This window comes from Gordonia oleivorans (genome assembly GCF_040044975.1).
Classification (GTDB): Bacteria; Actinomycetota; Actinomycetes; order Mycobacteriales; family Mycobacteriaceae; genus Gordonia; species Gordonia oleivorans.
Genome location: NZ_JBDZDI010000009.1, coordinates 134,816 through 157,144 on the forward strand (window position 1 = coordinate 134,816; position 22,329 = coordinate 157,144).

The 22,329-nt window shown below is 67.9% G+C and carries 20 protein-coding genes and 1 pseudogene; 8 read left to right on the forward strand and 13 right to left on the reverse strand.

Annotation, left to right across the window (positions count from 1 at the left end; genetic code table 11):
• Window positions 1–26: 26 nt before the first annotated feature.
• Genes ABLE92_RS15060 through ABLE92_RS15070 form a run of 3 tightly spaced genes read right to left on the reverse strand, consistent with a single transcriptional unit; the run spans window position 27 to window position 1,737 of the window.
• Window positions 27–653: a hypothetical protein gene (locus ABLE92_RS15060; RefSeq protein WP_348805598.1), complete on the reverse strand. Its 627-nt coding sequence runs from the start codon at window positions 651–653 to the stop codon at window positions 27–29.
• Window positions 650–1,168: a hypothetical protein gene (locus ABLE92_RS15065; RefSeq protein WP_348805599.1), complete on the reverse strand. Its 519-nt coding sequence runs from the start codon at window positions 1,166–1,168 to the stop codon at window positions 650–652. The genes ABLE92_RS15060 and ABLE92_RS15065 overlap by 4 nt, the downstream gene beginning before the upstream one ends.
• On the reverse strand, window positions 1,165–1,737 hold the full coding sequence (locus ABLE92_RS15070) for an Rv1363c family protein (protein WP_348805600.1): 573 nt from the start codon (window positions 1,735–1,737) through the stop codon (window positions 1,165–1,167). Before ABLE92_RS15070 ends, ABLE92_RS15065 begins: the two co-directional genes overlap by 4 nt.
• A gap of 194 nt (window positions 1,738–1,931) precedes the next feature.
• Between ABLE92_RS15070 and ABLE92_RS15075 the strand changes: the two are divergent.
• Together ABLE92_RS15075 and ABLE92_RS15080 are read left to right on the forward strand one after the other, a co-directional pair.
• Window positions 1,932–3,377, forward strand: a pseudogene (locus ABLE92_RS15075) (amino acid permease); the annotation flags it as partial.
• A gap of 498 nt (window positions 3,378–3,875) precedes the next feature.
• Window positions 3,876–4,760: a universal stress protein gene (locus ABLE92_RS15080; protein ID WP_348805602.1), complete on the forward strand. Its 885-nt coding sequence runs from the start codon at window positions 3,876–3,878 to the stop codon at window positions 4,758–4,760.
• A gap of 18 nt (window positions 4,761–4,778) precedes the next feature.
• Here the strand turns inward: ABLE92_RS15080 and ABLE92_RS15085 are convergent, their stop codons facing one another.
• The 4 genes from ABLE92_RS15085 to ABLE92_RS15100 all read right to left on the reverse strand — a co-directional run bounded on the left by ABLE92_RS15085 (window position 4,779) and on the right by ABLE92_RS15100 (window position 8,763).
• Window positions 4,779–5,639, reverse strand: coding sequence for an SDR family oxidoreductase (locus ABLE92_RS15085; RefSeq protein ID WP_348805603.1), 861 nt, complete (start codon window positions 5,637–5,639; stop codon window positions 4,779–4,781).
• 61 nt (window positions 5,640–5,700) lie between these two features.
• Window positions 5,701–6,315, reverse strand: coding sequence for a TetR/AcrR family transcriptional regulator (locus ABLE92_RS15090; RefSeq protein WP_348805605.1), 615 nt, complete (start codon window positions 6,313–6,315; stop codon window positions 5,701–5,703).
• A 2-nt stretch (window positions 6,316–6,317) separates the two neighbouring features.
• Complete coding sequence (locus ABLE92_RS15095) at window positions 6,318–7,670, reverse strand: cytochrome P450 (RefSeq protein WP_348805607.1); 1,353 nt, start codon at window positions 7,668–7,670, stop codon at window positions 6,318–6,320.
• Between the two features lie 73 nt (window positions 7,671–7,743).
• Entirely contained in the window at window positions 7,744–8,763 is a 1,020-nt protein-coding gene (locus ABLE92_RS15100) for an o-succinylbenzoate synthase (RefSeq protein WP_348805648.1), read from the reverse strand.
• 94 nt (window positions 8,764–8,857) lie between these two features.
• Between ABLE92_RS15100 and ABLE92_RS15105 the strand changes: the two genes are divergently transcribed.
• Window positions 8,858–9,790 carry an oxygenase MpaB family protein gene (locus ABLE92_RS15105; RefSeq protein ID WP_348805609.1) on the forward strand — a complete coding sequence of 311 codons (933 nt, stop codon included), beginning with the start codon at window positions 8,858–8,860 and terminating at the stop codon, window positions 9,788–9,790.
• Window positions 9,791–10,073: 283 nt separating this feature from the next.
• Here the strand turns inward: ABLE92_RS15105 and ABLE92_RS15110 are convergent, their stop codons facing one another.
• Window positions 10,074–10,844 carry an alpha/beta fold hydrolase gene (locus tag ABLE92_RS15110; protein ID WP_348805611.1) on the reverse strand — a complete coding sequence of 257 codons (771 nt, stop codon included), beginning with the start codon at window positions 10,842–10,844 and terminating at the stop codon, window positions 10,074–10,076.
• Between the two features lie 44 nt (window positions 10,845–10,888).
• Entirely contained in the window at window positions 10,889–14,674 is a 3,786-nt protein-coding gene (locus ABLE92_RS15115; protein ID WP_348805613.1) for an nSTAND1 domain-containing NTPase, read from the reverse strand.
• Window positions 14,675–14,935: 261 nt separating this feature from the next.
• Here ABLE92_RS15115 and ABLE92_RS15120 point away from each other — a divergent pair, with 261 nt between their 5' ends.
• The gene (locus tag ABLE92_RS15120) at window positions 14,936–15,199 is read left to right on the forward strand and encodes a response regulator transcription factor (protein WP_348805649.1); all 264 of its coding nucleotides are present in this window, start codon (window positions 14,936–14,938) and stop codon (window positions 15,197–15,199) included.
• Window positions 15,200–15,344: 145 nt separating this feature from the next.
• On the opposite strand, the gene ABLE92_RS15125 is transcribed toward ABLE92_RS15120, so the two are convergent.
• The 3 genes from ABLE92_RS15125 to ABLE92_RS15135 all read right to left on the reverse strand — a co-directional run bounded on the left by ABLE92_RS15125 (window position 15,345) and on the right by ABLE92_RS15135 (window position 17,586).
• Entirely contained in the window at window positions 15,345–16,226 is an 882-nt protein-coding gene (locus ABLE92_RS15125; protein WP_348805650.1) for an alpha/beta hydrolase, read from the reverse strand.
• Between the two features lie 218 nt (window positions 16,227–16,444).
• Window positions 16,445–17,332 carry an SHOCT domain-containing protein gene (locus ABLE92_RS15130; RefSeq protein ID WP_348805614.1) on the reverse strand — a complete coding sequence of 296 codons (888 nt, stop codon included), beginning with the start codon at window positions 17,330–17,332 and terminating at the stop codon, window positions 16,445–16,447.
• 116 nt (window positions 17,333–17,448) lie between these two features.
• Window positions 17,449–17,586, reverse strand: coding sequence for a hypothetical protein (locus tag ABLE92_RS15135; RefSeq protein ID WP_348805615.1), 138 nt, complete (start codon window positions 17,584–17,586; stop codon window positions 17,449–17,451).
• A 172-nt stretch (window positions 17,587–17,758) separates the two neighbouring features.
• On the opposite strand from ABLE92_RS15135, the gene ABLE92_RS15140 reads away from it, so the two are divergent.
• The 4 genes from ABLE92_RS15140 to ABLE92_RS15155 all read left to right on the forward strand — a co-directional run bounded on the left by ABLE92_RS15140 (window position 17,759) and on the right by ABLE92_RS15155 (window position 20,911).
• Complete coding sequence (locus ABLE92_RS15140; protein WP_348805616.1) at window positions 17,759–18,721, forward strand: TIGR04222 domain-containing membrane protein; 963 nt, start codon at window positions 17,759–17,761, stop codon at window positions 18,719–18,721.
• Window positions 18,722–18,737: 16 nt separating this feature from the next.
• Complete coding sequence (locus tag ABLE92_RS15145) at window positions 18,738–19,574, forward strand: MbnB/TglH/ChrH family RiPP precursor modification enzyme (protein WP_348805651.1); 837 nt, start codon at window positions 18,738–18,740, stop codon at window positions 19,572–19,574.
• The gene (locus tag ABLE92_RS15150) at window positions 19,571–19,933 is read left to right on the forward strand and encodes an SCO6045 C-terminal-like domain-containing protein (protein WP_348805618.1); all 363 of its coding nucleotides are present in this window, start codon (window positions 19,571–19,573) and stop codon (window positions 19,931–19,933) included. The genes ABLE92_RS15145 and ABLE92_RS15150 overlap by 4 nt, the downstream gene beginning before the upstream one ends.
• A gap of 111 nt (window positions 19,934–20,044) precedes the next feature.
• Window positions 20,045–20,911: a CDP-diacylglycerol diphosphatase gene (locus ABLE92_RS15155; RefSeq protein ID WP_348805620.1), complete on the forward strand. Its 867-nt coding sequence runs from the start codon at window positions 20,045–20,047 to the stop codon at window positions 20,909–20,911.
• Between the two features lie 191 nt (window positions 20,912–21,102).
• Here ABLE92_RS15155 and tuf read toward each other — a convergent pair whose 3' ends face one another.
• Window positions 21,103–22,293, reverse strand: a complete 1,191-nt coding sequence (gene tuf, locus ABLE92_RS15160; protein WP_348805621.1) for an elongation factor Tu — start codon at window positions 22,291–22,293, stop codon at window positions 21,103–21,105.
• Between the last annotated feature and the right edge of the window lie 36 nt (window positions 22,294–22,329).

Here is a 22,329-nt window from a genome sequence, read left to right on the forward strand (position 1 = left end):
GGGTCGTATCCGTCCCCGCCGGCCGATCACGCCACCACCGCCGAATCCACCAGCCAACCATCCGCACCGCGAATCATGCTCAACCGCAGAGTGACCCGATCGGCGTCGGGGTCACCGCCGACGAGTTGCGGATCGGAGGCCTGCGCCACCAGCAGGACCTCGGCCCGTGTCCCGGTGTCGTCCGAGTCGGGATCGGTGACCAGGCCCGACGAGATCACCCGGCCCGTGCTCGCCACCGGCTGCGCGGCCACCGCCGCCGCGAGGGCTCTCGCCGACCGCTCGACCCGGTCGCGCTGCGGGCCCGAACTCAGCGCGAGCACCGCATTCACGTAGGTCTCCGCGTGCGCCGGATCGGCGCTGAGCATGGTGGTCGTCGCCGAGCCGGCCGCGGTCAGCACCGCGTCATCGGTGGCCGCGCGGCCATCGGCACGATGATCGAGGGTCGCATACACGATGGTCGTGATCGCCAGCGCCACCGCGACAAGCACGGCGAGAATCATGCCGTATCGGAACATCCGCGATCGCCGGCGCGCGCGGGCGCGCAGGTCGTCGGCCGCCGCGATGCGTGCGAGGCGCGCGGTGCGGGTGGCCGCGACGACCCGGTCGGCGGCCCGGGAGACCCGCACGGACTGCGTCGTATCCTTCGGGGTCACTGCACCACCTCCACCGACGTGAGCAGCCAACGCCCGTCACGCGATGCGAAATCGGCACGGACACTGCTGTGTTCGGTGATCTCGACACCCTGATCGGGGCGTGTGGTCACGCTCGCACGGATCAGGGTTGCTCCGCGCTCGGTACCGACGTCGACCAGTGCGACGGCCTCGGCCCGCCAGCGCACGGCGGCAACACCCGACGCCGGTGGCCGTTGTAGTTGCGCAGCATAGGAATTCGCGAAGTCCCCGGCGATCATCGATCGGGCCCGGGCCCGATCGGATTGCCAGTGTGCGGCGTCGACGGAGAACACCGCGGCGACGATGTCGCCGGCCTGGGCACGCAGGGTGGTGCGGTTGTCGGCGACGGCCGCGTCCTCGGAGTACGCCCGCACCTCCCGGATCACCGATGCGGTCAACACCAGCAGGATCATCAGTGCCACCCCGGCCGACACCAGTGCGACGGTCGGCGAGATGACACCGTCGCCACGCGATCGAGCTGCCGAAATCCACTTCATGGAAGGTATTGCACCGCCGCCACTTTGAGTCGACCGGCGTCTTCGGCGACGCCGATCCGCAGCCGGAAACGGCGATCGGCGTCGGCCTGCCCGTCGCGGCGATATCCCACCGTCGCCGCCACCAGCACCGTCGCCGACGACGCGGTCCGGGTGGCCACCCCGGTGCCGTCGATCGTGGCGGCGGCGACGGTGCCGCTGCGCCGCACGAAGGCGGTGTAGGCATCCGCCGATTGCGCGAACTCGTCGTAGAAACCACCGCCGGCGTCGTCGAGAATCTCACGAACCCGTTGTGGTGCAGTCGCATCGGGGCTGAGCAGCAAACCCACCACCCGCGACGCCGTCGCCTCGAAATCGTCGTCGGTGTAGGCGTCGGCGGCCCGGATCCAGGCCACCACACCAAGTGTTGCGGCGATCAGCGCAGTGATCACGACGAGCCCCGTGCCGATCCACCACCACCGCGGCGCCGGGTCACGCACACCGGCGTCCCGCTGGGCATCGGCGAGATCGTCGAGCGCACGACGCAGTTCCCGGCGTGCCTCGCGGTCACGCCGAATATGCGTCGTTGGCATCGCCGGCCCACCTTCCATGGCCACCCACCCCGTGGCCACCCACCGTGGTGGCCCACCCGCCTCGACGGCGGGCCCACCCACCATATCCGGACCGATCAGTGCGGTTTATGAGCGTTGCCGAATCCGGTCATTGCGCTGCGCATTCTCCGCACACACAGCAGAATTGACCCACCACCTGATCGGGAGGGCCGACGATGACACAACCACAGCAGTCGATGTTGACCACCTTATTCCGGCGCAAGCCCGTCCGGGGCGAGGGAGCGCCGGGCACCGGCGAGAGCGAGGCGCACCTCGAACGGAGCATCGGCACCTTCCAGTTGACCTTGTTCGGTGTCGGCGCGACCGTCGGCACCGGCATCTTCTTCGTACTGCCGGAGGCGGTTCCCGACGCCGGCCCGGCCGTCATCATCTCGTTCCTGATCGCGGGCTTCGCCGCCGGGCTGGCCGCCATCTGCTACGGCGAGATGGCCTCCTCGGTACCGGTCTCCGGTTCCAGCTACTCCTACTCGTATGCGACGCTCGGCGAACTCGTCTCCATCGGCGTGGGCGCCTGCCTGCTGCTCGAATACGGGGTCTCCGCGGCGGCCACCGCGGTCGGCTGGAGCGGTTACCTGAACAAGTTGCTGGACAACCTGTTCGGCTTCCAGTTCCCGAACTTCCTGTCCCAGTCCCCTTTCCCCGATTCGGGAGATCCGGGATGGTTCAATTTGCCGGCGGCCATTCTGGTCACGCTGTGCTGCCTGCTACTCATCCGCGGAGCCAGTGAATCCGCGCGCACCAACACCATCATGGTGTGCATCAAGCTCTTCGTCCTGATGCTGTTCGCCGCCATCGGTTTCACCGCATTCCAGGCCGACCACTTCGCCGATTTCGCGCCCTTCGGAGCTGCCGGCATCACCGCCGCGGCCGGCGCCATCTTCTTCTCCTTCATCGGTCTGGACGCGGTCTCCACCGCGGGCGACGAGGTCAAGAACCCGCAGAAAGCCATGCCGCGCGCCATCATCGGCGCTCTCGTCGTGGTCATCACGGTGTATCTGCTCGTCGCCATCTCGGGCATCGGGGCCCAGGCCTGGCCCAAGTTCGCCAGCCCCGAACAGCAGGACGCCGGCCTGGCGGTGATCGTCGAGGACATCACGCACTCCACCTGGCCGGGCACCGTGCTGGCCGCCGGCGCGGTGATCTCGATCTTCTCGGTCACCCTCGTGGTCATCTACGGTCAGACCCGCATCCTCTTCGCGATGGGCCGAGATGGGCTACTGCCCAAGGCCTTCTCGCAGGTCAATCAGAAGACGATGACCCCGGTGTGGAACACCGTCATCGTGTCGGTGGTCGTGGGCATCCTCGCCGGCCTGCTGCCCATCGGCAAACTCATCGACATGGTGTCCATCGGCACACTGGTCGCCTTCATGGTGGTCAGTGCCGGGGTGATCATCCTGCGCAACACCATGCCCGACCTGGAACGCACCTTCAAGGTGCCCGGCTATCCGGTCACCCCCATCCTGTCGATCGCGGCATGCCTGTGGATTCTGTCCGGGCTGCACCTGGTCACCTATCTGGCGTTCGCGGCGTGGGTGCTGGTGTTCGTAGCGTTCTACCTGCTGTGGGGCCGCCGCAACAGCAGGCTCAACGACCTCACGCCGGAGGAACTCGCGGTCGGTGAGGGTACGCCTCTGTCGTCGAGGTTCAAGACGACAACCGCGGTGGTCGCTGCGCTGCTGCTGGGTTTCTTCGTGTTCGGTGCCTGGTACAACCACCAGGATCGCAGCGAGGCGAGCGCCCCGCTGACCGATGCCACCGCACTGTTGAGTGATTACTTCACCGCCATCGGCGACCAGAGCTGGGAGGACGCCACCGCCCTCGCCTGCCCGGGCAGCCCGGCGGCAACCCTGGTGGATCAACTCCGACAAGGCTCGACGACCACCGTCCTGGGCACCACCGTGTACAACGGTTCGAGCGTCAGTCTCGAGGGCATTCCCGCCGACAAGGGCGACGACAACTACTCGGCCTCGTTCACCATCGCCCAGGACACCGGGGACTCCGGGCAGTACCCACCCGAGGACACCATGACCGCCGAGGTCGATCTCGACGCGGAGAGCCCCTGCGTGATCTCCGTCGGCAAGAAGTGAGGTGAGGTTTCCGTGACCATCCTCGTCGGCTACGCCCAGGGCGAAGGCGGTACCGGCGGCGTGCAACTCGGCGCGATGTTCGCCGAGGCCGCCGGAACCGACCTGGAGGTGGCAACCGTCGTCCCCAAACCGTGGACCACACCGTCGATGGCGAAGGTCGACGCCGAGTTCGCGGCGTGGACCGATCAGATCGTCACCGCGGCCCGCAACGAGGTCGCCGAGTACATGGAGATCTATCCGCCGGACCTGCGGTGGACGTTCACCCGACTCGATCACCGGACGGCGTCGGCGGCGCTGATCGCCCGGGCACAGGAGTCGTCGGCGGACGTGTTGGTGATCAGCTCCACCAGCGAAGGTCAGCTCGGCCAGATCGTCATCGGTTCCACCGGCGACGCGCTGCTGCACAAATCCCCGGTTCCGGTGGCCATCGCACCCCGCGGATACCGCTCCCCCAGGGACGGGCAACTCACCCGGATCACCGTGGCGATCTCCGGATCGGGCGCCGAGGCGCAGGCGGTGCTCACCCGCGCCCGAGAGGCCTGGGAGAGCACCCGGGTTCCGTTGCGGGTGGTCACCTTTGCCGTTCGCGGCGGCGCGATGTATCCCCCGTTGGTGGGCCTGTCCACCGAGAGCGCGGTACTGGACGAGTGGAAGGCGCAGTCCGAACGCGACCATCAGACACTCATCGACGAGGGAGCGATCCCGTCCGGGGTCGAGTGCGTCGTCGCCTCCGGCCGCGGTTGGCGTCAGGCCTTCGATTCCATCGACTGGCTCGACGGCGAAGTACTGGTGGTCGGCTCCACCCGCGAAGGTGTTCTGGCGCAGGTGTTCATCGGGTCGCGGTCGGCCAAGTTGATCCGCCACTCGTCGGTGCCGGTGGTGGTGCTGCCCCGGTAGTGGCCGGTGGTGGTCCGTTCAGCGACGCATGCGGGCGTCGTAGTCGGCGCGGCCGGCGGCGTCGATGTCGATGAAGACGCGGTCGAGTCCGGTGCGTCGCCGGGTCAGGCGCTTGAGTGCCTGGGGGAACACGGGATTGGCGTCGACCCAGCGCATCGACCGCGGCGCGGCGACCCGGGTCCGCGGTTCGGCAATCACCCCGACGACCGCCGCGGCCACCACACCCGGCTCGACGGTCTGGATGTAGCGGTTGGTCTGCAGGCCGGAGATGAGGCCGGTGCGGGTGAATGTCGGCATCACCGTGCTCACCCGGACGCCGTCGGTGGAGAGCTCGGCGTCGAGCGCCTCGGAGAATTCGATGACGCCGGATTTTGCGGCGTTGTAGATGGCCAGCCCGGGCATCGGCAGGCGACCGGCGACGGAGGCGATGTTGACGATCTGCCCGGAGCGCCGGGTCACCATCCGTGCCGCCGCGATCTGACTGCCGAGGATCACCCCGACCAGGTCGATGTCGAAGGTCCGCCGGATGAGAGCCTCGTCGAAGTCCAGGAAGGAGCCGACCGGCATGATGCCGGCGTTGTTCACCAGGACGTCGACGGGTCCGAGTCGCTGTTCCACCTCGTCGAGGAACGCGGTGAAGCTCGCCCCGTCGGTCACGTCCACCTCGATGCCCTCGACGCCGAGGTCGGCGGCGGCCTTGCCGAGCACCTCGCCGTCGATGTCACCGATGGCCACCCGTGCACCGGCGGCGAGAAGCTGTGTGGCGGTTTCGAAGCCGATTCCCCGGGCACCGCCGGTGATCGCGATGACCTTGTCGGACAGTCGATCCCGAATCGCCTGCGGATCGGTGTTGCCGAATGGTCGGGTGCGGCTGGTCATGCGGAGTCCCCCTCGGTGCGGTCGGTATGTCGTGGTCGAACGTGATCGGCACAGGGCCGGATCACCAGATCATCGGTGCCAGGAACTTCTCGGCGAACGCTCGCACCCGATCCGGTTCGCGGCGGGACTCATCGGTCGCAGGTGTCTCGAGGAACGAAATGACCAGGCGCACATGAATTTCCACCGCCTCGAGAAGGTCTTCGTCGGGCATCTGCGCCCCCGCCGAGCGGAGCGTCGACGCGACCCGGCCGGTCGCGATGTCGATGAACAGCGCCGTCACCGTTCCGGTGATGGGCGCCATGTCGTGGTCGGTCAACACCAGCCGCCGCATCAGCGGGTCGTCGGAGATCATCGCCGCACCCGCCGCGAAGGCCTCCACGACTGCTTCCTTCGGTCCCAGCCCGCGCACCGCGGAGTCCAGCTGCACCATCCCGTTCTCGTACAGTTCCTCCGCCACGCCGATCAGCAGTGCTTCCTTGTTGGGGAACCGCCGGTAAAGGGTGGAGCGGGAGACACCGGCCCGGCGCGCGACTTCGTCGACGTTGGCCCGCCGCACTCCCACCTCGGTGAACTCGGCGGCAGCGGCGGCGAGGATGGCCGCATTCTGATCGGCGGGACTGTCGGTGTTGCGGACCTTACGCCGGCGCACGGTCTCCGCTGCGACGTCGGCATCCATCGTCATCGTCCCGCCGCCGAGAGCCGTCGCATCGTCACCGGCAGTTTGTCCTTGGGCACCGGTAGCGCGCTGTAGTCCATCGGCATCTCATAGCCGCCGGGCACCGACCACTCATACCCCCGCAGCAGGCGATGCATGATCGTCTTGATCTCCATCTGCCCAAAGTACAGACCGATGCATTTGTGGACACCCGCTCCGAACGGGATCCACGCCATCCGATGCGACTTGTCCTCGGCCCGCTCCGGACCGAACCGGTCCGGGTCGAAGGTGTCGGGATCGGAATACAGTTCCGGGTCGCGGTGATTGGTCAGTTGCGGAATGGAGACGATTGTCCCCTTGGGGACGAAGAACCCCTGCACCGAGGTGTCCTTGACCGCCATCCGGGGTTGTGCCGGAACCGGCGGGCACAACCGCAGCGACTCCTTCATCACCCGGTCCAGCACGTCGAGTCGGGCGAGGTCGTCGTAGCCGAGGTGCCCATCGAGTTCCTGCGATTGCGCTCGCGCGGCCTCCTGCCATGTCGGCGCGGCCGCCATCCGGTAGGCCATCTGCGACATCGTGATCGTCGAGGTGTCGTGGGCGGCCATCAACACGAAGATCATGTGATTGACGACGTCCTCGTCGCTGAACCGATGTCCCTCATCGCTTTCGGCGTGACAGAGCACAGAGAAGAGGTCGGGGGTGGCCCGCGCACGTTTGGCCGGGATCTGCTCGAAGAAGAACTCCTCGAGAACCTTCCTGCTGCGCAACCCTTTCCACCATCGGCCACCCGGAACCGGTGCGCGCACATAGGCGACCCCGGCGCGCACGGTGTCGATGAAGGCCTTGTTCAGGCGCTCGGCGCGATCCCGGGACAGTTCGACGCCGAGGAACACCTCGAGCGCGACATCGAGTGTCAGGGACTTGAATTCGTCGAGCATCAACACCCGGCCGGTCGGGAATCGGCCCATCGCGTCGGCGATCAGCGGGGACATCTCCTGCATGTAGCCTTTGAGCGCGGCAGGCGTGAACGCCTCTTGCATGATGTGCCGATGGTGGCGATGTTCCTCGAAGTCGAGCAGCATCACACCGCGATTGAAGAACGGGCCGATGAAGTAACTCCATGCCGGGCCGCTGGCGAAGGCGCGGTCCTTGTTCATCAGGACCTCACCGGCGGCATCGGCTCCGGCGGCGGTCACCGTCTGGATACCGAGGGCGTTCAGGCCGGACACCGGTCCGAGTTCGGCACGTCGGGCCGCACCGTAGGCGAACGGATCGCGGCGCATCGCCATGATCTCCAGGATGCCGTTGCGCTGCACGCGCGGAACGGCGGTGAGCCCACTTCCGGCGGGCGCCGGTGCAACGATCGCGCTCACGGTTTTCCCTTTCGTCGACGATGCCGATGTGGGTCGACACACAGCCAATTGGAACAGATCATCTCATGTGTTCCTAGGAAACGGAATCATCGGGCCGGGACCGCGCCGCGCTCAGAACGGCATGACACCGCCTCAGACGCGCACACCACCACGCGCGGCGTTCGTCGTCGGCGAGTGTCGCGGCATCGGGGTTCTCGAGGTCGCCGCGAACGAGGTCGTCGGGGCCGAACCACGTCGGCGTCAACGCGCCGGCAACGGGCGTGAACGGCGGCGCGACGTCATGGGTGAACAGGGATCCCGTGCCGAGCCCGCAGGCCAGATCGAGCCGCCGCAGGGCCGCCGCCGCCGCGACCCCGGCCGTCATCCCGACCGCGGAATCCAGAGCGCTGGAGATGACGACGGGTAATCCGATCTGCTGCGCGAGGCGCAGCACCGATCGCATCCCGCCCAGCGGCGCCACCTTCATGACGGCGACGTCGGCGGCGTCGGCGGCACGCACCCGCATCGGGTCGGAGGCCCTGCGGATCGACTCGTCGGCGGCGATGGGTACGTCGACGGCGCGGCGTACTGCGGCCAGTTCCTCCACCGTCGCGCAGGGTTGCTCGGCGTATTCCAGGTCGCCGATCGCGCGCAGGGCGCGGATCGCCTCATCCACCGACCACTTCCCGTTGGCGTCGACGCGGACTCGTGGGACCACCGCCCGCGTCGCGGCCACCCGGGCGACGTCGTCGTCCAGCGATTGCCCGGGTTCGGCCACCTTCACCTTCGCGGTGGTGGCTCCGGGATATCGGGCCAGGATGGCGGCCACCTCGTCGGCGGCGACGGCCGGCACCGTCGCGTTCACCGGCACGCGATCCCGGACCTGTTCGGGCGGGCCGAGGTAGGCGGCCTCGATCCCGGCGGCCAGCCACGCGGCCGACTCGACGTCGTCGTATTCGACGAACGGTGCGAACTCACCCCAGCCGGCCGGCCCGCAGAAGATCAGCACCTCGCGTGCGGTGATGCCCCGGAACCGGGTGCGCATCGGCAGACGCACCACCATCGCCGATTCGAGCAGTTCGGCCACCGGCGGCAGCGACGTCGGCGACGACATGGGACTCACCGGACTCTCCTCTCGGGACGTGGACGACAAGAACGACTTTGAAACAGATCTGGAAAACCGTCTCTTCATGGGTTATCGTCCTGTCATGACAGTCAACCAGGGCTTCGACGAGGCGATCCGCGAGGCGGAGCCCGTCATCGACGAGACAGACCTGGACGACGCGCTGCCCACCCCGCGTCTCGGCGCGGACTCACTCATCTGGAAGTTCTACGGCGACAGCCGCGGCATCCTGGGCTTCCAACGCCTCGCCGGCACCGAGAACTGCATCGAACAGCTCGGGCAGGCCGTGTTGGACCATTCGGTGATCTTCAACGATTTCCTTGGTCGCGCGCGGCGGACCGGCCCGCCGGTGATGCGCACCGTCTACAGCCTCGAACCTGCCAAGTGGGGCCGCACGGTCCGCGACTTCCACCGCGACATCAAGGGCACCATCAGCGACGGATCGCGGTATCACGCACTGAATCCGGAGCTGTTCTACTGGGCGCACGCCACCTTCGTCGACCAGGTCCTCTACATCACCGACACCTTCATCCGACGACTCTCGCAGGCCGAGAAGGAACAGATCTTCGAGGAGAGCAAGGTCTGGTACGAGTTGTATGGTGTCAGCGCCCGCAGTCAACCACAGACCTACGCCGAATTCTGTGCGTACTGGGACGACATGCTCGAGCGGTTCGTTCCGCACAAGACCATCGTCTACGCGACCGGCTACATCCGCCAGGGACTCCCGGCACCCAAGCGCATCCCGAAACCGGTGTGGAAGGTGATCTCGGCGCCGCTGAACGCCTTTATCCGCACCGTCATCGTCGGCACACTGCCCCAGCAGATGCGCGAGGTGTGCGATCTCGAATGGGATGACAAGCGAGAGAAGCGCTTCCAGCGATTCGCCGCACTCATGCGGGCGGCCAATCCGGTGGTCAACCGGCTGCCACTGAAGTCGCTGTACGTGCCGTGGGCGTATGAGGCGTGGCAGCAGGTGGGTGTGGATCCGCGGCCACTACACAACAAGCCGGCTGCGTAGACCTCGCCGGCCGGCGGTATTCACACGGCTGGGCCGTAGGGGATCGGGATGCCCGGGCCGCCGGAACGTTTCCCAGGGCGGGGTCCATTCGGCCGTCGGGCAGGCCGGGCAGCCCGCCCAGCCGCGACGCGACGCCCGGGACTCCTTGCGCAGGAATCAGTCTGACCGACGGGACGCGCCAGGGCACTCGGCGCGGCGGCGTGGTCTCCCAGGCCGATCTCGGCCACGCACTCGGCGAACTCCCCCACGCTCCGGGACGCAGCATCCCAGCGCTCGCCCGAACTCATCGGTGCGTCGCCCCTGCGTCGAGGAATCCCCCTGCCACCCGGGCGAAGTCGGCCTTACGGTCGCGATGCACACTGTGCCCGGCATCGATCACCTCGAACCGCGCATTCGGCAGGGTGTCGGCGACCGTCCGAAGATGCTGCGGCGGAAGGAAACTACGGGTTCCGCCAGAGATGATCAACGTGCGAGCCGAGACCCCCGGCAGCCGATCCCACCATCGGGGTTGTGCCACCGCGAATTCGGCACCGACCTGCTCGCCGACGGCGCGGTCGAACCGCACCACCGGCATCGGATTGAGCAACAACGAACCGATGCCACGCAGCCGTTCCCCGAGGCCCGCGCCGACGACGATCTTCTCGTCGAGATCGGCCTGATCGCGCGGCATCGGCGGCAATTCCTCGAGGACCATCGACCCGACGCGATCCGGCTGCGCCATCGCCAGCCGCAGCGCCGTCTGCGCACCCAGTGAATGGGCCACCACGTCGACGCGCGGCACATCGAGTTCGTCGAGGATGAATCCGAGATCGTCGGCGAAGGTGTCGAGACCGTACTGGTCGGCCCGCCCACTGCGACCGTGCCCGCGCAGATCCACCGCCACGACCGACCGTCCCGCTCGCCGCAACGCCGCCGCGAATGACCGCCAGGTGCCGTGATCACCGCCCATCCCGTGGACCAGCAGGACCGGCGGACGGCGATCGGCCGTGCCCCCGGCCGCGGCCACAGCCAACGCCAGGTCACCGGATTGCGTGGCACGGTGCAGCAGTCGCATCGCGCCCAAGCTACCAGCGAGTGCGAACCACCGCGCACACCCCTTCAGTCACACGGGGCCCGGTACGCCATCCCCGGGACGTTGATCTCCCACTCGTCCGGGGTGATCTGGGCACCCTCGCGGGCACATTGCGCGCCGATGAGCTGATCGGGACCCAGTGTCCACGACTCGATCACGCCGCCCTCCCCGGCTGCCAGGATCCGGTTCCCGGAGACGAACCGGACGTCGTACACCCGACCGGGAAAGGACCGCAGAACCACCTCGGGTGTACCCCCGTCGTCGAGATTCCACACCCAGATCTCCGAGTTCCCGCCACCGGCGATCACGCGGTTGCCGTCGGAGGAGAATCCGGCGCTGTAGAGCTGCCCGGCCGGCCCCGACAGCCGGGCCACCGTGTGCGGTGAGTTCGGGTCGGAGATGTCGGCGACGACGACGTCACGTTCCTCCGAGGTGGCGACCAGCCTCCTGCCATCGGGACTGAACCGCACCGCCAGCGCGGCCCCGTCGAAGGTGATCGGATCGGGATGGGCGTGGGGCGCTCGGGGATTGGTGACGTCGTAGGTCTTCACCGCCCCGGTGGACGTGGCCACCGCCAGGGTGCGTCCGTCCGGGCTCAGCGACGTCCACCACACGCCACCGCCGATGTCGATCCGCGCGGCGACGGTGGGAGCCGACCGGTTCGACGCGTCGATGACGGTCAGGAAGGTGCTGTCGGTGCCGCCGGTGACGGCCACTCCGGAGACCTCGCTGTAGTCGACGGTCTCGTTGAGGGTCTGCTGCGCGTCGACGGAACCGACGATCCGTGCATGCGCCGGATCCGACATGTCGGCGAACTGCACCGTCCCGGTGACGGTTCCCATCGTCGCGATCTGACCCGAGGGCGACATCGTCACGGCCCCCGAGTAGACCACTCCCGCGGGCGGAACGAGGTCGGGTCCGGCCCGTTCCAGGCCGCCCGCACCGACGCGCCACTGGGTGATCCGGCCGTCGATCCCGGTGTCGGCGGCGAGCAACCGGGTGGCATTCCCGTTCACCGGGATCTGATACACGCTGTTGGTGCCGACGAGCGTGGCATTCGAGGTCGGTGGCCAATCCTGCACGCGCCCATCATCACTGGAGGAGATGATGTGGTCACCGGCATAACTCACCGACACCGGGTTCGACGATCCGTTCAAGATCTGGGGCGGCAGCGTCGGATTGGTCAGGTCGAAGACGCGAACGGTGTTGTCGGCACCCGCACCGGCAACCCGGGTGCCCGCGGCGTTGACGGCCACCGCGGTGACATAGCTATCGAACCCGCCGAGCGATGCGACATCTCTCGGTGCGGCGAGATCGGTGACGTCGATGACCTCGATGACCCGACTTCGCAGCGCGGCAAGCAGTCTCGATCCGTCCGGGGTGAAGGTGATCCCCTGCGCGAGTTCGTTGTCCCGCCACGCGTCCAACGCAATCTCGCCGGTCGGCAGGAGGGAATCCCCGTCGATGCGCCACAGGTCGATCCGTTTGTTGGCGCTGCTGGTCGCGAGCACCCGCCCGTCGGGGCGGAATGCCGCCGCACCGGCAACCCCGGAGACTTTGTCCGGCAACGTCACCGGTTGCCAGCGGTCGGCCGCACGCACCCATGCCTGCACTCCGACATCGCGGACCGAGGCCACCACGAACCGGCCGTCGGGGCTGACGGTGAGCGCGTTGACGTCGCCGCGGACCCCAGGAAAGTCGATGCCCCGCAACGGATGTTGCGGATCGGACACGTCCCACGCGGTCAGCGTGCCCCGCCCGCCGAGGAGCAGCGTCGAGGTGCCCGGCAGGAATGCCACACCGCCGAGCCGCCCGCCTCCGCCGGGTGCCCGGAAGTCGGCGAGCTGGTGCTCGATCCCCGCGTCGGACACGCTGAAGATCCGAACCTGGCCACCACCGCCGGCGGCGGCCAGCAGTGTCCCCGACCGCGCCAGCAACACCGACCCGGCCTCACCGAGGAACCGCGCCGGCACCGGATGAGCGGACGCATCGATGAGCCGCGATCGCGCCTCCAGCGTCGGGGAGGTCTGGTACGCCACCATGGCCAGCTGCGCGGACAGGGACGGATCCCGCTCGGCGAGGACGGTTGATTGCACCGCGAGTTGACGGCTCAACGCCTGGTTGGTGGCCAGTTGCGCCTGCTCCCGCTGATCACGAATGTGCAGGCCCGCGGCGGCCGCCGCGACGGCGGCCAGGACGGCGACGACACCGAAGACACCGGCGGCCACCGCGAATCGGCGCAACTGCCGGGTGCGCCGGAACTCCCGACGCTCCTGGGCCGCGAGGCGGGCGGCACCGGCCTCCAGGAAGTCCCGGCTCGACCTGTCCAGTGACACCGCGTCGTCGGCCAGCGGACGGAAGAGTTCCAGGCGTGCACGCACCGGAAGCAGATCATCGGGACGACCGTGGGCCTCCCACGGCTCCACCAGCGACCGCAGCCGACGCCGCAACAGCAGCCGTTCACGGTCGGCGTCGATCCAGCCCAGCAGGCGAGGCCACGCCGTCAACAACGCCTCGTGGGCGACCTGCGCGTGCGTCGAAGAGACGGTCACCAGCCGGGCCGCGGCGAAGGTGTCGAGGACCCGCGCGGTCGCCGGATCCGGGTCATCCCCATCGGCACCGAGCCCGCAGAGCGTGACGGTCCGCCGCGTCACCGTGTCCTCGTCGACGTTGATCATCTCCAGCAGGACGTGCCGCGCATGAATCCGATCGGTCTCGCTCAGGGAGTCGTACACCGACTCCGCGGTCTGCTCCACCGCGCCGGAGATCCGCCCGGTCGACAGGTAGTCGCCGACGGTGAGCCTGCGCTTGTCGGATTTCTCCCACGTCGAACGCAAGGCGTGCGACATCAGGGGCAGCACACCCGCACCGGCATCACCGGTCGGTGCGACGTCGTCGAGGAGCATCGTCACGAGGTCGTCGTCGATGGCCAGACCGGCGATCTCGGCCGGCGCCACGATCGCCTCGCGGAGCTCGTCGAGGGTCATCGGAGGTACCAGGATCTGCGAGTCGGCGAGAACCGGGGCGAGCGACGGACTGGCCGCCGCGCGACCGTAGAAGTCGGCACGCAGCACGCCGACCATCACCGAGCGGCGGTCGCGGAAGGATGAATCCAGTCGCTCGACGAAGTGGCGACGGACCTCGATGCTGCTCTGTGTCCAGAGTTCCTCGAGCTGATCGACGACCAGCAGGACCGGCCCGCCGTCGGTGGCCGGCGGCAACTCGGCGAGAGCCTCGTCGAGCGCGGCGACGGGATCGTTGCCCGGGACCATCAGCGCCGCATGCCACTGGGTCAGCTCCCCGTCGGCCCCGACCCACGGCAGCAGCCCGGCGCGCACCAGAGACGACTTGCCGACACCGGAGGCACCGACGACGACGACCGCCGACAACCACTGGCCCGACCCGGCAGGCGCGGTGTCGGGCAGTCGAGCACGCACCATGGCCACCAACCTGTCGACGAGTGCACCACGGCCGAAGTACCACGCACCGTCCTCGGCGGTGAACGACGCGAATCCCCGATACGGCGCGACCGTCGACGCCTTACGCCGCTGCCGTCGCGACGATCGTTCGGCGGCGGCCCACCACCGCGCCACATCGTCGGGATCGGTGACCCCGCAGGCCGCCAGCACCCGCTCGAACATGTCCCGGCTGGCGCGCGTCGGTGCATGTTGCCCGGCGAACCAGCCGGCGACCGTTCCCAGCAGGGCGTCGGCCTCGGCGGCGACGTCGCGGACGCTGAGTCCGGACTGCTCACGCAGCCCCGTCAACGCCCGGCCCAGCTCGTCGCGGGTCGAAACGGCGTCCGGCCCCATCGCTTGCGAACGTCCTCTCATCGTCGGCGCTCGTTCGTATTCGCGCAGGTCAACGTATCGACAAATGTATCGACTTACCGCGAACGGCGGTTTCGCGGCGTCGGTTGTCGGTGACCACGGTGAGGATCACCTACAACAGGGATTACCACACCTCACGTCGTTGCCGCTTGGGTCGGGTCAGGCACGTCGCATCACAAGGAGCTCGACATCACCACCCACGACACCCCCCGATCCACCGACCGACCCGGGCACAACGTCCACATCCGTCACCTCTACGCGGTCGAGCGGGCCGACCCGGTCCGGCCGCGGCTGTCCCGTCGGGAGATCGAGGTCCTGACCGCCTGGCTGCGCGCCGAGTCTAAGCAGGAAGCCGCCGCGGCACTGTTCATCAGTGTCTCGACGGTCAGCACCCACGTCGCGCGCATCCGCACCAAGTACGACAACGTCGGACGGGCCGCCACCACCAAGTCGGCGTTGTTCGCCCGCGCAATCCAGGACGGTTACGCCTCGCTCGACGATTGGTGAACCGCTTCACACGGCACCGTCGACGACGCGGTACCGACCCTCGTCGTGCGAGGTCCGGTGCCGCGTCGTCGACGGTGTGCCGCAACGCAGCCGCTCATCGTTTCCGTTCCAGGTGCCGCATCCCCTGTCGGCACCTGGTCCACGATCAGCGGTCCCTGAACCATCCGGCGTTCTTCGCCCGCCAGACCATGTCTTCCCAGTAGCCCCACGTGTGTGTCCCCACGTTGGGGAAGTCCGTCGTGATCGGGATGCCCTGCAGACTCGCGGCCACCTCGAAGGCCCGTGACTGCGCGAGGGACACCATCTCCAGGGGAGTGCCCTTCACCGAGTTGACCGCATCGGTGTTATAGGGCCCCCAGGTCGCCGATCCGGCGGCCACCCGGATCTTCATGCCACGCATCCTCGGCAACTGCACCAGGGCGTCGTTCTTGCCCCACCGCTCGTTCCACGGCGGTCCCCACATCGAATCGGCGTCGAACGGACCGACCCCCGCCTCGACGCCGGCGTCGATCAGCGCCAGCCGGATGGCCTCCCGCATCGTCGGCGCGGACAGGTTCACATATCCCGACATCGAGAAGACGTGGGAGATGCGCGCCCGGTGGTAGGCGCCGTAGATCATCGCCGATCCGCCGCCCATGGAGATGCCCATGATCGCGTACTTGCGCCACGGACCGACCGCCAGGCCACGCGCGTCGAGGGCCGCCACGATCCGGTCCAGCCGGCAGGTCCACATGTAGCGGTAGCGGACCTTGTTGCCGGGGCTGGCCTTCTCCCAGTTGGTGTAGAAGCTGGCCAGACCGCCGACCGGTTCCACGACGTTGACGCCGGAATTGGCCAGGCGCTGAATCCGGGTCTCGTGCCGCCACCCGCTCATGTCGCTGGTCGCGCGGAGACCGTCCAGGGCGATGACCGTCTTGTAGTTGCCGGCCCGGCTCCAGATGTCGACGGGACTCGCGGGCATGCCGCATCCGCCGACGCTGATCCGGTTGAAGGTCGACGCCTCCGCGTCGCCGACACCGCCGGCCATGGTCACCGCCACGGCCGCAAGAGCGATGACCGCAGCCACTATTCGTCGGCCCCTACGTTTGTGGACCGACCGCCTCAGAACTGAACGCACCGCCGAACATTAAGCCGCCCCTCACCCCGACGACCAGGGCTGTGACCATGCGGCGCCGACATTGAGATCGGTCAGTTACCCAAGTGGCAATTGTGACTGAATGTTACTAGTGTGACTCCTGAGGTATCTCAGAGTGCGTCAATGGCCCGTTTTCGCGCCGCAGCGTACTCCTCGTCCGTGATGACGCCGCGCCCGCGCAGAGCGTCGAGTTCGGCGAGACGCTGCTCGGGACCGCGCGCCGATGCCGCCGAAGTGACCGCCGACAGCGGCGGAGTGACCGCGGAGCGCGCCGGGCCGGCGACACCGACGGGCGTCACGGCCCCCGACGATCGCATCACCACGTCCATCACCTCCCGGCGCGCCACCGGATCACTCCGCAGGTCGACCGAGCCCTGCACCCTGATGCCATGCCGGTGCAGGATCGAGATGATCTCGGTCAGCGCCTCGACGTTGCCGGTGAGATCGTAGGTGCGACCGTCGGCACTGGACGAGAACACCGCCGGTACCGTCCCGGCGAGCAGTGCCGACCCCTGCCAGTCGACCTCGATCTCCTGCGTCTCGGGGTCGACGAGCACCGCGAGACGACGCGCATGCAGCATCGGTTGCCGGTACATCGGAACCCGCGCGGTGATGACCTTGTCGAACGGCACCACACCGCGTCCCTCGACCCGCAATCCGAGCCGCATCAGCGGCTGATCGTTGACGGTGACATTGGTCTGCTCGATGGACCGGATGTAGGCCACCGCGACGACGCCGGTCGCCCGGAGCCGGGTGGCCCGGACCCGCGACCGCGATACCGCCGTGGACACCACGACCGCGATGACGACGTCGAGGATGGTGATGCCCAGACCCGACCACAGCATCCATCCGGTGTCCGGTTCGTCGATCACGAAGTACATGAGCAGAAAGATCGGCCCGACGATGCCGCACACCATGACGAACAGGAAGGTCGGCAGGAACGTGCGCAGATAGCTCGGAAATCTCGGCCCGGTCCCCTCGACGCCGAACATCGACATGCGGCCCAGCCTACGCCCGGCTCCACGATTCTGAGAGATTCCGGTGCAAAAGGTCACGAAACGGCCGCGAAGGCCACCCCGGTGTGGCGAATCCGCCGATCGTCCCGATACTGAGATCAACTGACGGACAACGTCTCCCACGCGGAGACGGCACACGACACCGAGGAGGTGGCCAGAAGATGAATTGCCAACCCGCCGACACCGAGTTCCCGCATCATCAGGCCCCCGGTGTCGCGGCCCGCAGCGTCACCCACGTCTGACCTCTCGTCACCTAACACGCTGCGCACCAACCACATCAATCTCCCCGACCTCGTCGATCGACAGGTCCGTTCGCTCGCGTGAACCCATGGCGTCATTGCCGTGATCCTCCCCGAGGCGGCGTCGCCGCCCCGGCCCTGCCCCCTACCCGAAAGGCGGTGCACTCTCATGACCCGACCCGATACCTGGGGTATCCCCGGTCCCACCTTCCTGGCGATCTACGCGATCGTCGCCGCGACGGCCGTGTGCGTCGTCGTGATTCGCCGCCTGCCGGCAGACGCCACCCGCATCGACACCGACGACCTCACTGCCGCGCAGGTCGGCATGCTCATCTCCGACGAGCGGGCCGTCCTCGCCGCCGTCACCCAACTGCGCGCGGCCGGTCTGATCGACTCCACCGGGCGAGCGACCCGCGAGCTCGGCGAGATCGACAAGGCGGTCCACGACACCTTCGTCCGCGCGGTGCACCTCCGTCTCCCCCGGACGACGACCGCCCCGGTGCGCGACGCGGCGATTGCCCTGCGGGAGTTGCGTTTCACCATGTCACAGCAGGGCCTGCTGTACTCCCGGCCACGCGCGCTCGGGATCGGCATCCTCACTCCCGCAATCCTTCTCGGCGCGGCGCGGATGGTGGCCGGCGCAGCCAACCGCAAGCCGATCGGCTACCTCGCGCTGATGGTGGCCTGCCTCGTCGCGGTGGCCGTGTACTGCCTGATCCGCCCACGTCGCCTCACCGCCCGGGGAGCGGCCACACTGTCGGCACACCGGCGGGCGAACACCCTTCTCGAGCCGCGGTGGCGACCGGCCCTGACCACCATGGGGGTGCGTCACTGTGCGCTTGCCACAGCACTTTTCGGTGCCGAGGCGATGTCGCTGGTGGATGCGCGACTGGCCGCGAACCCGGCCGCGTTGCCGACGACCACCGCACCGCGACCGACCATCGCCCGCGTGGCAACCGCCCCGGCACCGCGCAGAACCCACCGGCGCACCACCAGTTGGGGATTCCTCGGCGATGGCGGCGGCTCCGACGGCGGCGGATTCTTCGGATGCGGCGGCGGTTCCAGCAGTTGCGGTGGCGGCAGCAGCAATTCGAGCAGCTGCGGTGGCGGCGGAGGTGGTTGCGGTGGCTGACCGACCGACCCCTCCGATGGACCCGAGCCCGATCGGCGGCATCGGCATCGGCTGGCGGCCCGAGATCGCCGCCGTCGTCGCCGACCTTCCCGGCCTGCGATTCTGCGAGGTGATCGCCGAGACCGTCGCCCACATCGACATCGATCCGCTTGTGGCACTTGCTGTCCCGGTGATCCCGCACGGTGTGGGCCTGTCGTTGGGCGGTGCCGAACCGGTATCGGATCAGCGCATCGCGGTGTTGGCCGATGCGGCCATGCGGCTGCGCTCCCCACTGGTGAGCGAGCACATCGCCTTCGTCCGCGCCGGTGGCCTCGAGGCCGGGCACCTGCTGCCCGTCCCGCGCACCCGCGAGGCGCTGGACGTGCTGTGCGCCAACATCATCCGCACTCAGGCGAGCCTCCCGGTGCCGCTGGCGGTGGAGAACATCGCGGCCCTGTTCACCTGGCCCGAGGACGAATACACCGAAGGAGAATTCGTGTCCGAGATCATCGAACGCACCGGGGTGTATCTCCTCCTGGATGTCGCCAATGTGTATGCGTGCGCGCTCAATTCGGGTACCGACCCGGCGGTGGAGCTGGCCCGGATTCCGACCGAACGCATCGCATACTGCCACGTGGCCGGCGGATCGTCGGACGGGACGGTGTATCACGACACCCACACCGACCCGGTCCCGGCACCCGTCCTCGATCTCGTCGCCCGGCTCGCCGCGACCGGGCGTGCCCCGGCGTTCATGCTCGAACGTGACGGCGCCTATCCCCCGGCGCGGGAACTGCTCGCCGAGCTGGACGCGATCGCCGATGCCGCCGGGATGGACCGGGTCACCGTGGGCAGCGGCTGGTGGGCGGCGTCGTGAGCACCGACGGTCGCCGTACGCTCGCCGAACGCCAGGAGGAGTTGGTGCGCGCCCTCGTGGCGGGCGGCGCCCCACCAGCGGGTGTCGACGCGAACCGCCTGCTGATCACCGAGGAGGCGTTGCTGCGCAAGCGGGCCGGCGAGGTGGCGCGCCGGCTGCCGCTGGCCCGGGCCGAGCTGGGATGCCGGTTCGGTGAGCTGTTCGTCGAGTGGGCGCGTGGCCGGCCCCGACGGCCGGGTGACGAGGAGGCGGGTGCGTTCACCGAGCATCTGATCGCCGTCGGCGCGTGGGAACCGCCGGTCACCGATCACCGGCCTGCATCACTGCGCAGCCGACTGCTCCGTCGCCGTCAAAGCTGAGTAAACGCTGAGGGAGATTTTGCCAATCCCCGCAACCCGCCACCGCGACGGTGGCACACTATCGGCTCAGACGAGCACGCCGGTGGCTCATCGGCGAGAGGGCCGAGCAGCATGGACAACACATCCCACAACCAGCCACGCGGCGTCAGCCGGCGGACCTTTCTGACGACATCGGCGGCCATCGGCATCGGGGCCGTGGCCGGCACCGGCGCCGCCGGCATCGCGTGGGGTGCCCCGCCGGCCGGGTGCGGAGACCCCAACGACTCGGTGGCGAGCACCGGCAGAAGCGAATTCTGGTTGTGGGATCAGGTGAAGGGACGCACCCCCGGTAGTGCCGGCAGCAACGACTACGTCCGGCAGATCTCGTCGACTCCCAACCGGTACTACGCAATTCGCCATGGCGGGGACAATCCGCATTCCAACACCGACCTGCTGTTGATCCCGACCAACCGCATCTCCGGGATCGAATGCAGCTACCTGCTGCATTCACCGCCCAACTGGTGGGCCGCCGCATGGCGCGAGGCGGTGGCCAATGTCCCGGCGAAGCCGTCGTCGCCGATCGCGCTGGGCGTCAACTCCAAGGACAAACGCGGTCAGGACCAGCTCCACATCCATCTGGCGCAGGTCAACTACCCGACATTCCAGGATCTTCGGCAGATCCAGCCGGTCACCAAGATCAGCGACTGGATGAGTCCGCAGGCCAACGTCAAACTGCGGATCAACGACCGGCACAAGACACCGCTGCGCAAGGACGCATGGTTCCGCGTCGTCAAGTACACCGGCGCGCTACCCAACCTGTTCTACGAGCTCAACAAGGTCCTCCCGACCACCGAGAGCATGGAGCATCAGGTGGTCGGTGCCGTGTGGTCGGGTGTCGGCCAGACCTACTATCTGATCAACAGCACGGCCAAGACCTCGAAGGGCAACGGCACCGGCCTGCTGGATCTGATCTACAACTGGCCGGCCAACAAGCCCTGAGCCGACCGGCCGGGCAAGAGCCCGGCACCAGACACGGTTTCCCGCGCAACCATTCGCTTCCCGCGTACTCATCTCGTTGCGCGGGAAGGGATTGAGTGCGCGGGAACGTCGCGGTAGAAATCACGCACAGCAAAAAGCGCCCCAACCACTTTCGTGGTTGGGGCGCCCTTTCGACTCAGTGAGTCAGACGATCACTTGGTGATCTTGGTGACTCGACCCGCACCGACGGTGCGGCCACCCTCGCGGATGGCGAAACGCAGGCCCTCGTCCATGGCGACCGGCTGGATGAGCTTGACGCTCATCTCGGTGTTGTCGCCCGGCATGACCATTTCGGTGCCCTCGGGGAGGGTCACGACGCCGGTCACGTCGGTGGTACGGAAGTAGAACTGCGGACGGTAGTTGTTGAAGAACGGGGTGTGACGGCCGCCCTCGTCCTTGGACAGGATGTAGGCCTGTCCCTCGAACTCGGTGTGCGGGGTCGTGGTGCCCGGCTTCACGATGACCTGGCCACGCTCGACGTCCTCACGCTTGAGGCCGCGGAGCAGCAGACCGGCGTTGTCGCCCGCCTGAGCCGAATCGAGGAGCTTGTGGAACATCTCGATACCGGTGACGGTGGTCTTCTGCGACTTCTCGCGGATGCCGACGATCTCGACTTCCTCGTTCACGTTGACCTCGCCGCGCTCCACACGACCGGTGACCACGGTGCCGCGGCCGGTGATGGTGAAGACGTCCTCGACGGGCATCAGGAACGGCTTGTCGGTCTCGCGAACCGGGTCCGGGATCGACTCGTCGACCGCGTCCATGAGCTCCTCGACGGACTTGACCCACTCCGGGTCACCCTCGAGAGCCTTCAGGGCCGAGACCTTGACGACCGGGGCTTCCTCGTCGAACTCCTGGGCGGCCAGCAGTTCGCGGACCTCCATCTCGACGAGTTCGATGATCTCTTCGTCGTCGACCATGTCGGCCTTGTTCAGGGCGACCAGGATGTAGGGCACACCGACCTGGCGGGCCAGCAGCACGTGCTCACGGGTCTGCGGCATCGGACCGTCGGTGGCGGCGACCACGAGGATCGCGCCGTCCATCTGAGCCGCACCGGTGATCATGTTCTTGATGTAGTCCGCGTGACCCGGGGCGTCGACGTGAGCGTAGTGACGCTTCTCGGTCTCGTACTCCACGTGCGAGATGTTGATCGTGATACCACGAGCCTTCTCTTCGGGAGCCTTGTCGATCTGATCGAACGCGAAGCTCTTGTTGAGCTCCGGGAACTTGTCGTGCAGGACCTTGGTGATCGCCGCGGTCAGGGTGGTCTTGCCGTGGTCGACGTGACCGATGGTGCCGATGTTCACGTGCGGCTTGGTCCGCTCGAACTTCGCCTTCGCCACTTGATTGTCCTCCTGGACTTGTTGCCTGCTGGGCGG

Bases quoted from the DNA above. Each gene is read 5' to 3' on its own strand.
- ABLE92_RS15065 (WP_348805599.1), bottom strand. From the start codon at position 1,168: ATGAAGTGGATTTCGGCAGCTCGATCGCGTGGCGACGGTGTCATCTCG.
- ABLE92_RS15070 (WP_348805600.1), bottom strand. From the start codon at position 1,737: ATGCCAACGACGCATATTCGGCGTGACCGCGAGGCACGCCGGGAACTG.
- ABLE92_RS15085 (WP_348805603.1), bottom strand. From the start codon at position 5,639: ATGACCAGCCGCACCCGACCATTCGGCAACACCGATCCGCAGGCGATT.
- ABLE92_RS15090 (WP_348805605.1), bottom strand. From the start codon at position 6,315: ATGGATGCCGACGTCGCAGCGGAGACCGTGCGCCGGCGTAAGGTCCGC.
- ABLE92_RS15100 (WP_348805648.1), bottom strand. From the start codon at position 8,763: ATGTCGTCGCCGACGTCGCTGCCGCCGGTGGCCGAACTGCTCGAATCG.
- ABLE92_RS15105 (WP_348805609.1), top strand. From the start codon at position 8,858: ATGACAGTCAACCAGGGCTTCGACGAGGCGATCCGCGAGGCGGAGCCC.
- ABLE92_RS15110 (WP_348805611.1), bottom strand. From the start codon at position 10,844: ATGCGACTGCTGCACCGTGCCACGCAATCCGGTGACCTGGCGTTGGCT.
- ABLE92_RS15115 (WP_348805613.1), bottom strand. From the start codon at position 14,674: ATGGGGCCGGACGCCGTTTCGACCCGCGACGAGCTGGGCCGGGCGTTG.
- ABLE92_RS15125 (WP_348805650.1), bottom strand. From the start codon at position 16,226: ATGGCCGGCGGTGTCGGCGACGCGGAGGCGTCGACCTTCAACCGGATC.
- ABLE92_RS15130 (WP_348805614.1), bottom strand. From the start codon at position 17,332: ATGTCGATGTTCGGCGTCGAGGGGACCGGGCCGAGATTTCCGAGCTAT.
- ABLE92_RS15140 (WP_348805616.1), top strand. From the start codon at position 17,759: ATGACCCGACCCGATACCTGGGGTATCCCCGGTCCCACCTTCCTGGCG.
- ABLE92_RS15145 (WP_348805651.1), top strand. From the start codon at position 18,738: ATGGACCCGAGCCCGATCGGCGGCATCGGCATCGGCTGGCGGCCCGAG.
- ABLE92_RS15155 (WP_348805620.1), top strand. From the start codon at position 20,045: ATGGACAACACATCCCACAACCAGCCACGCGGCGTCAGCCGGCGGACC.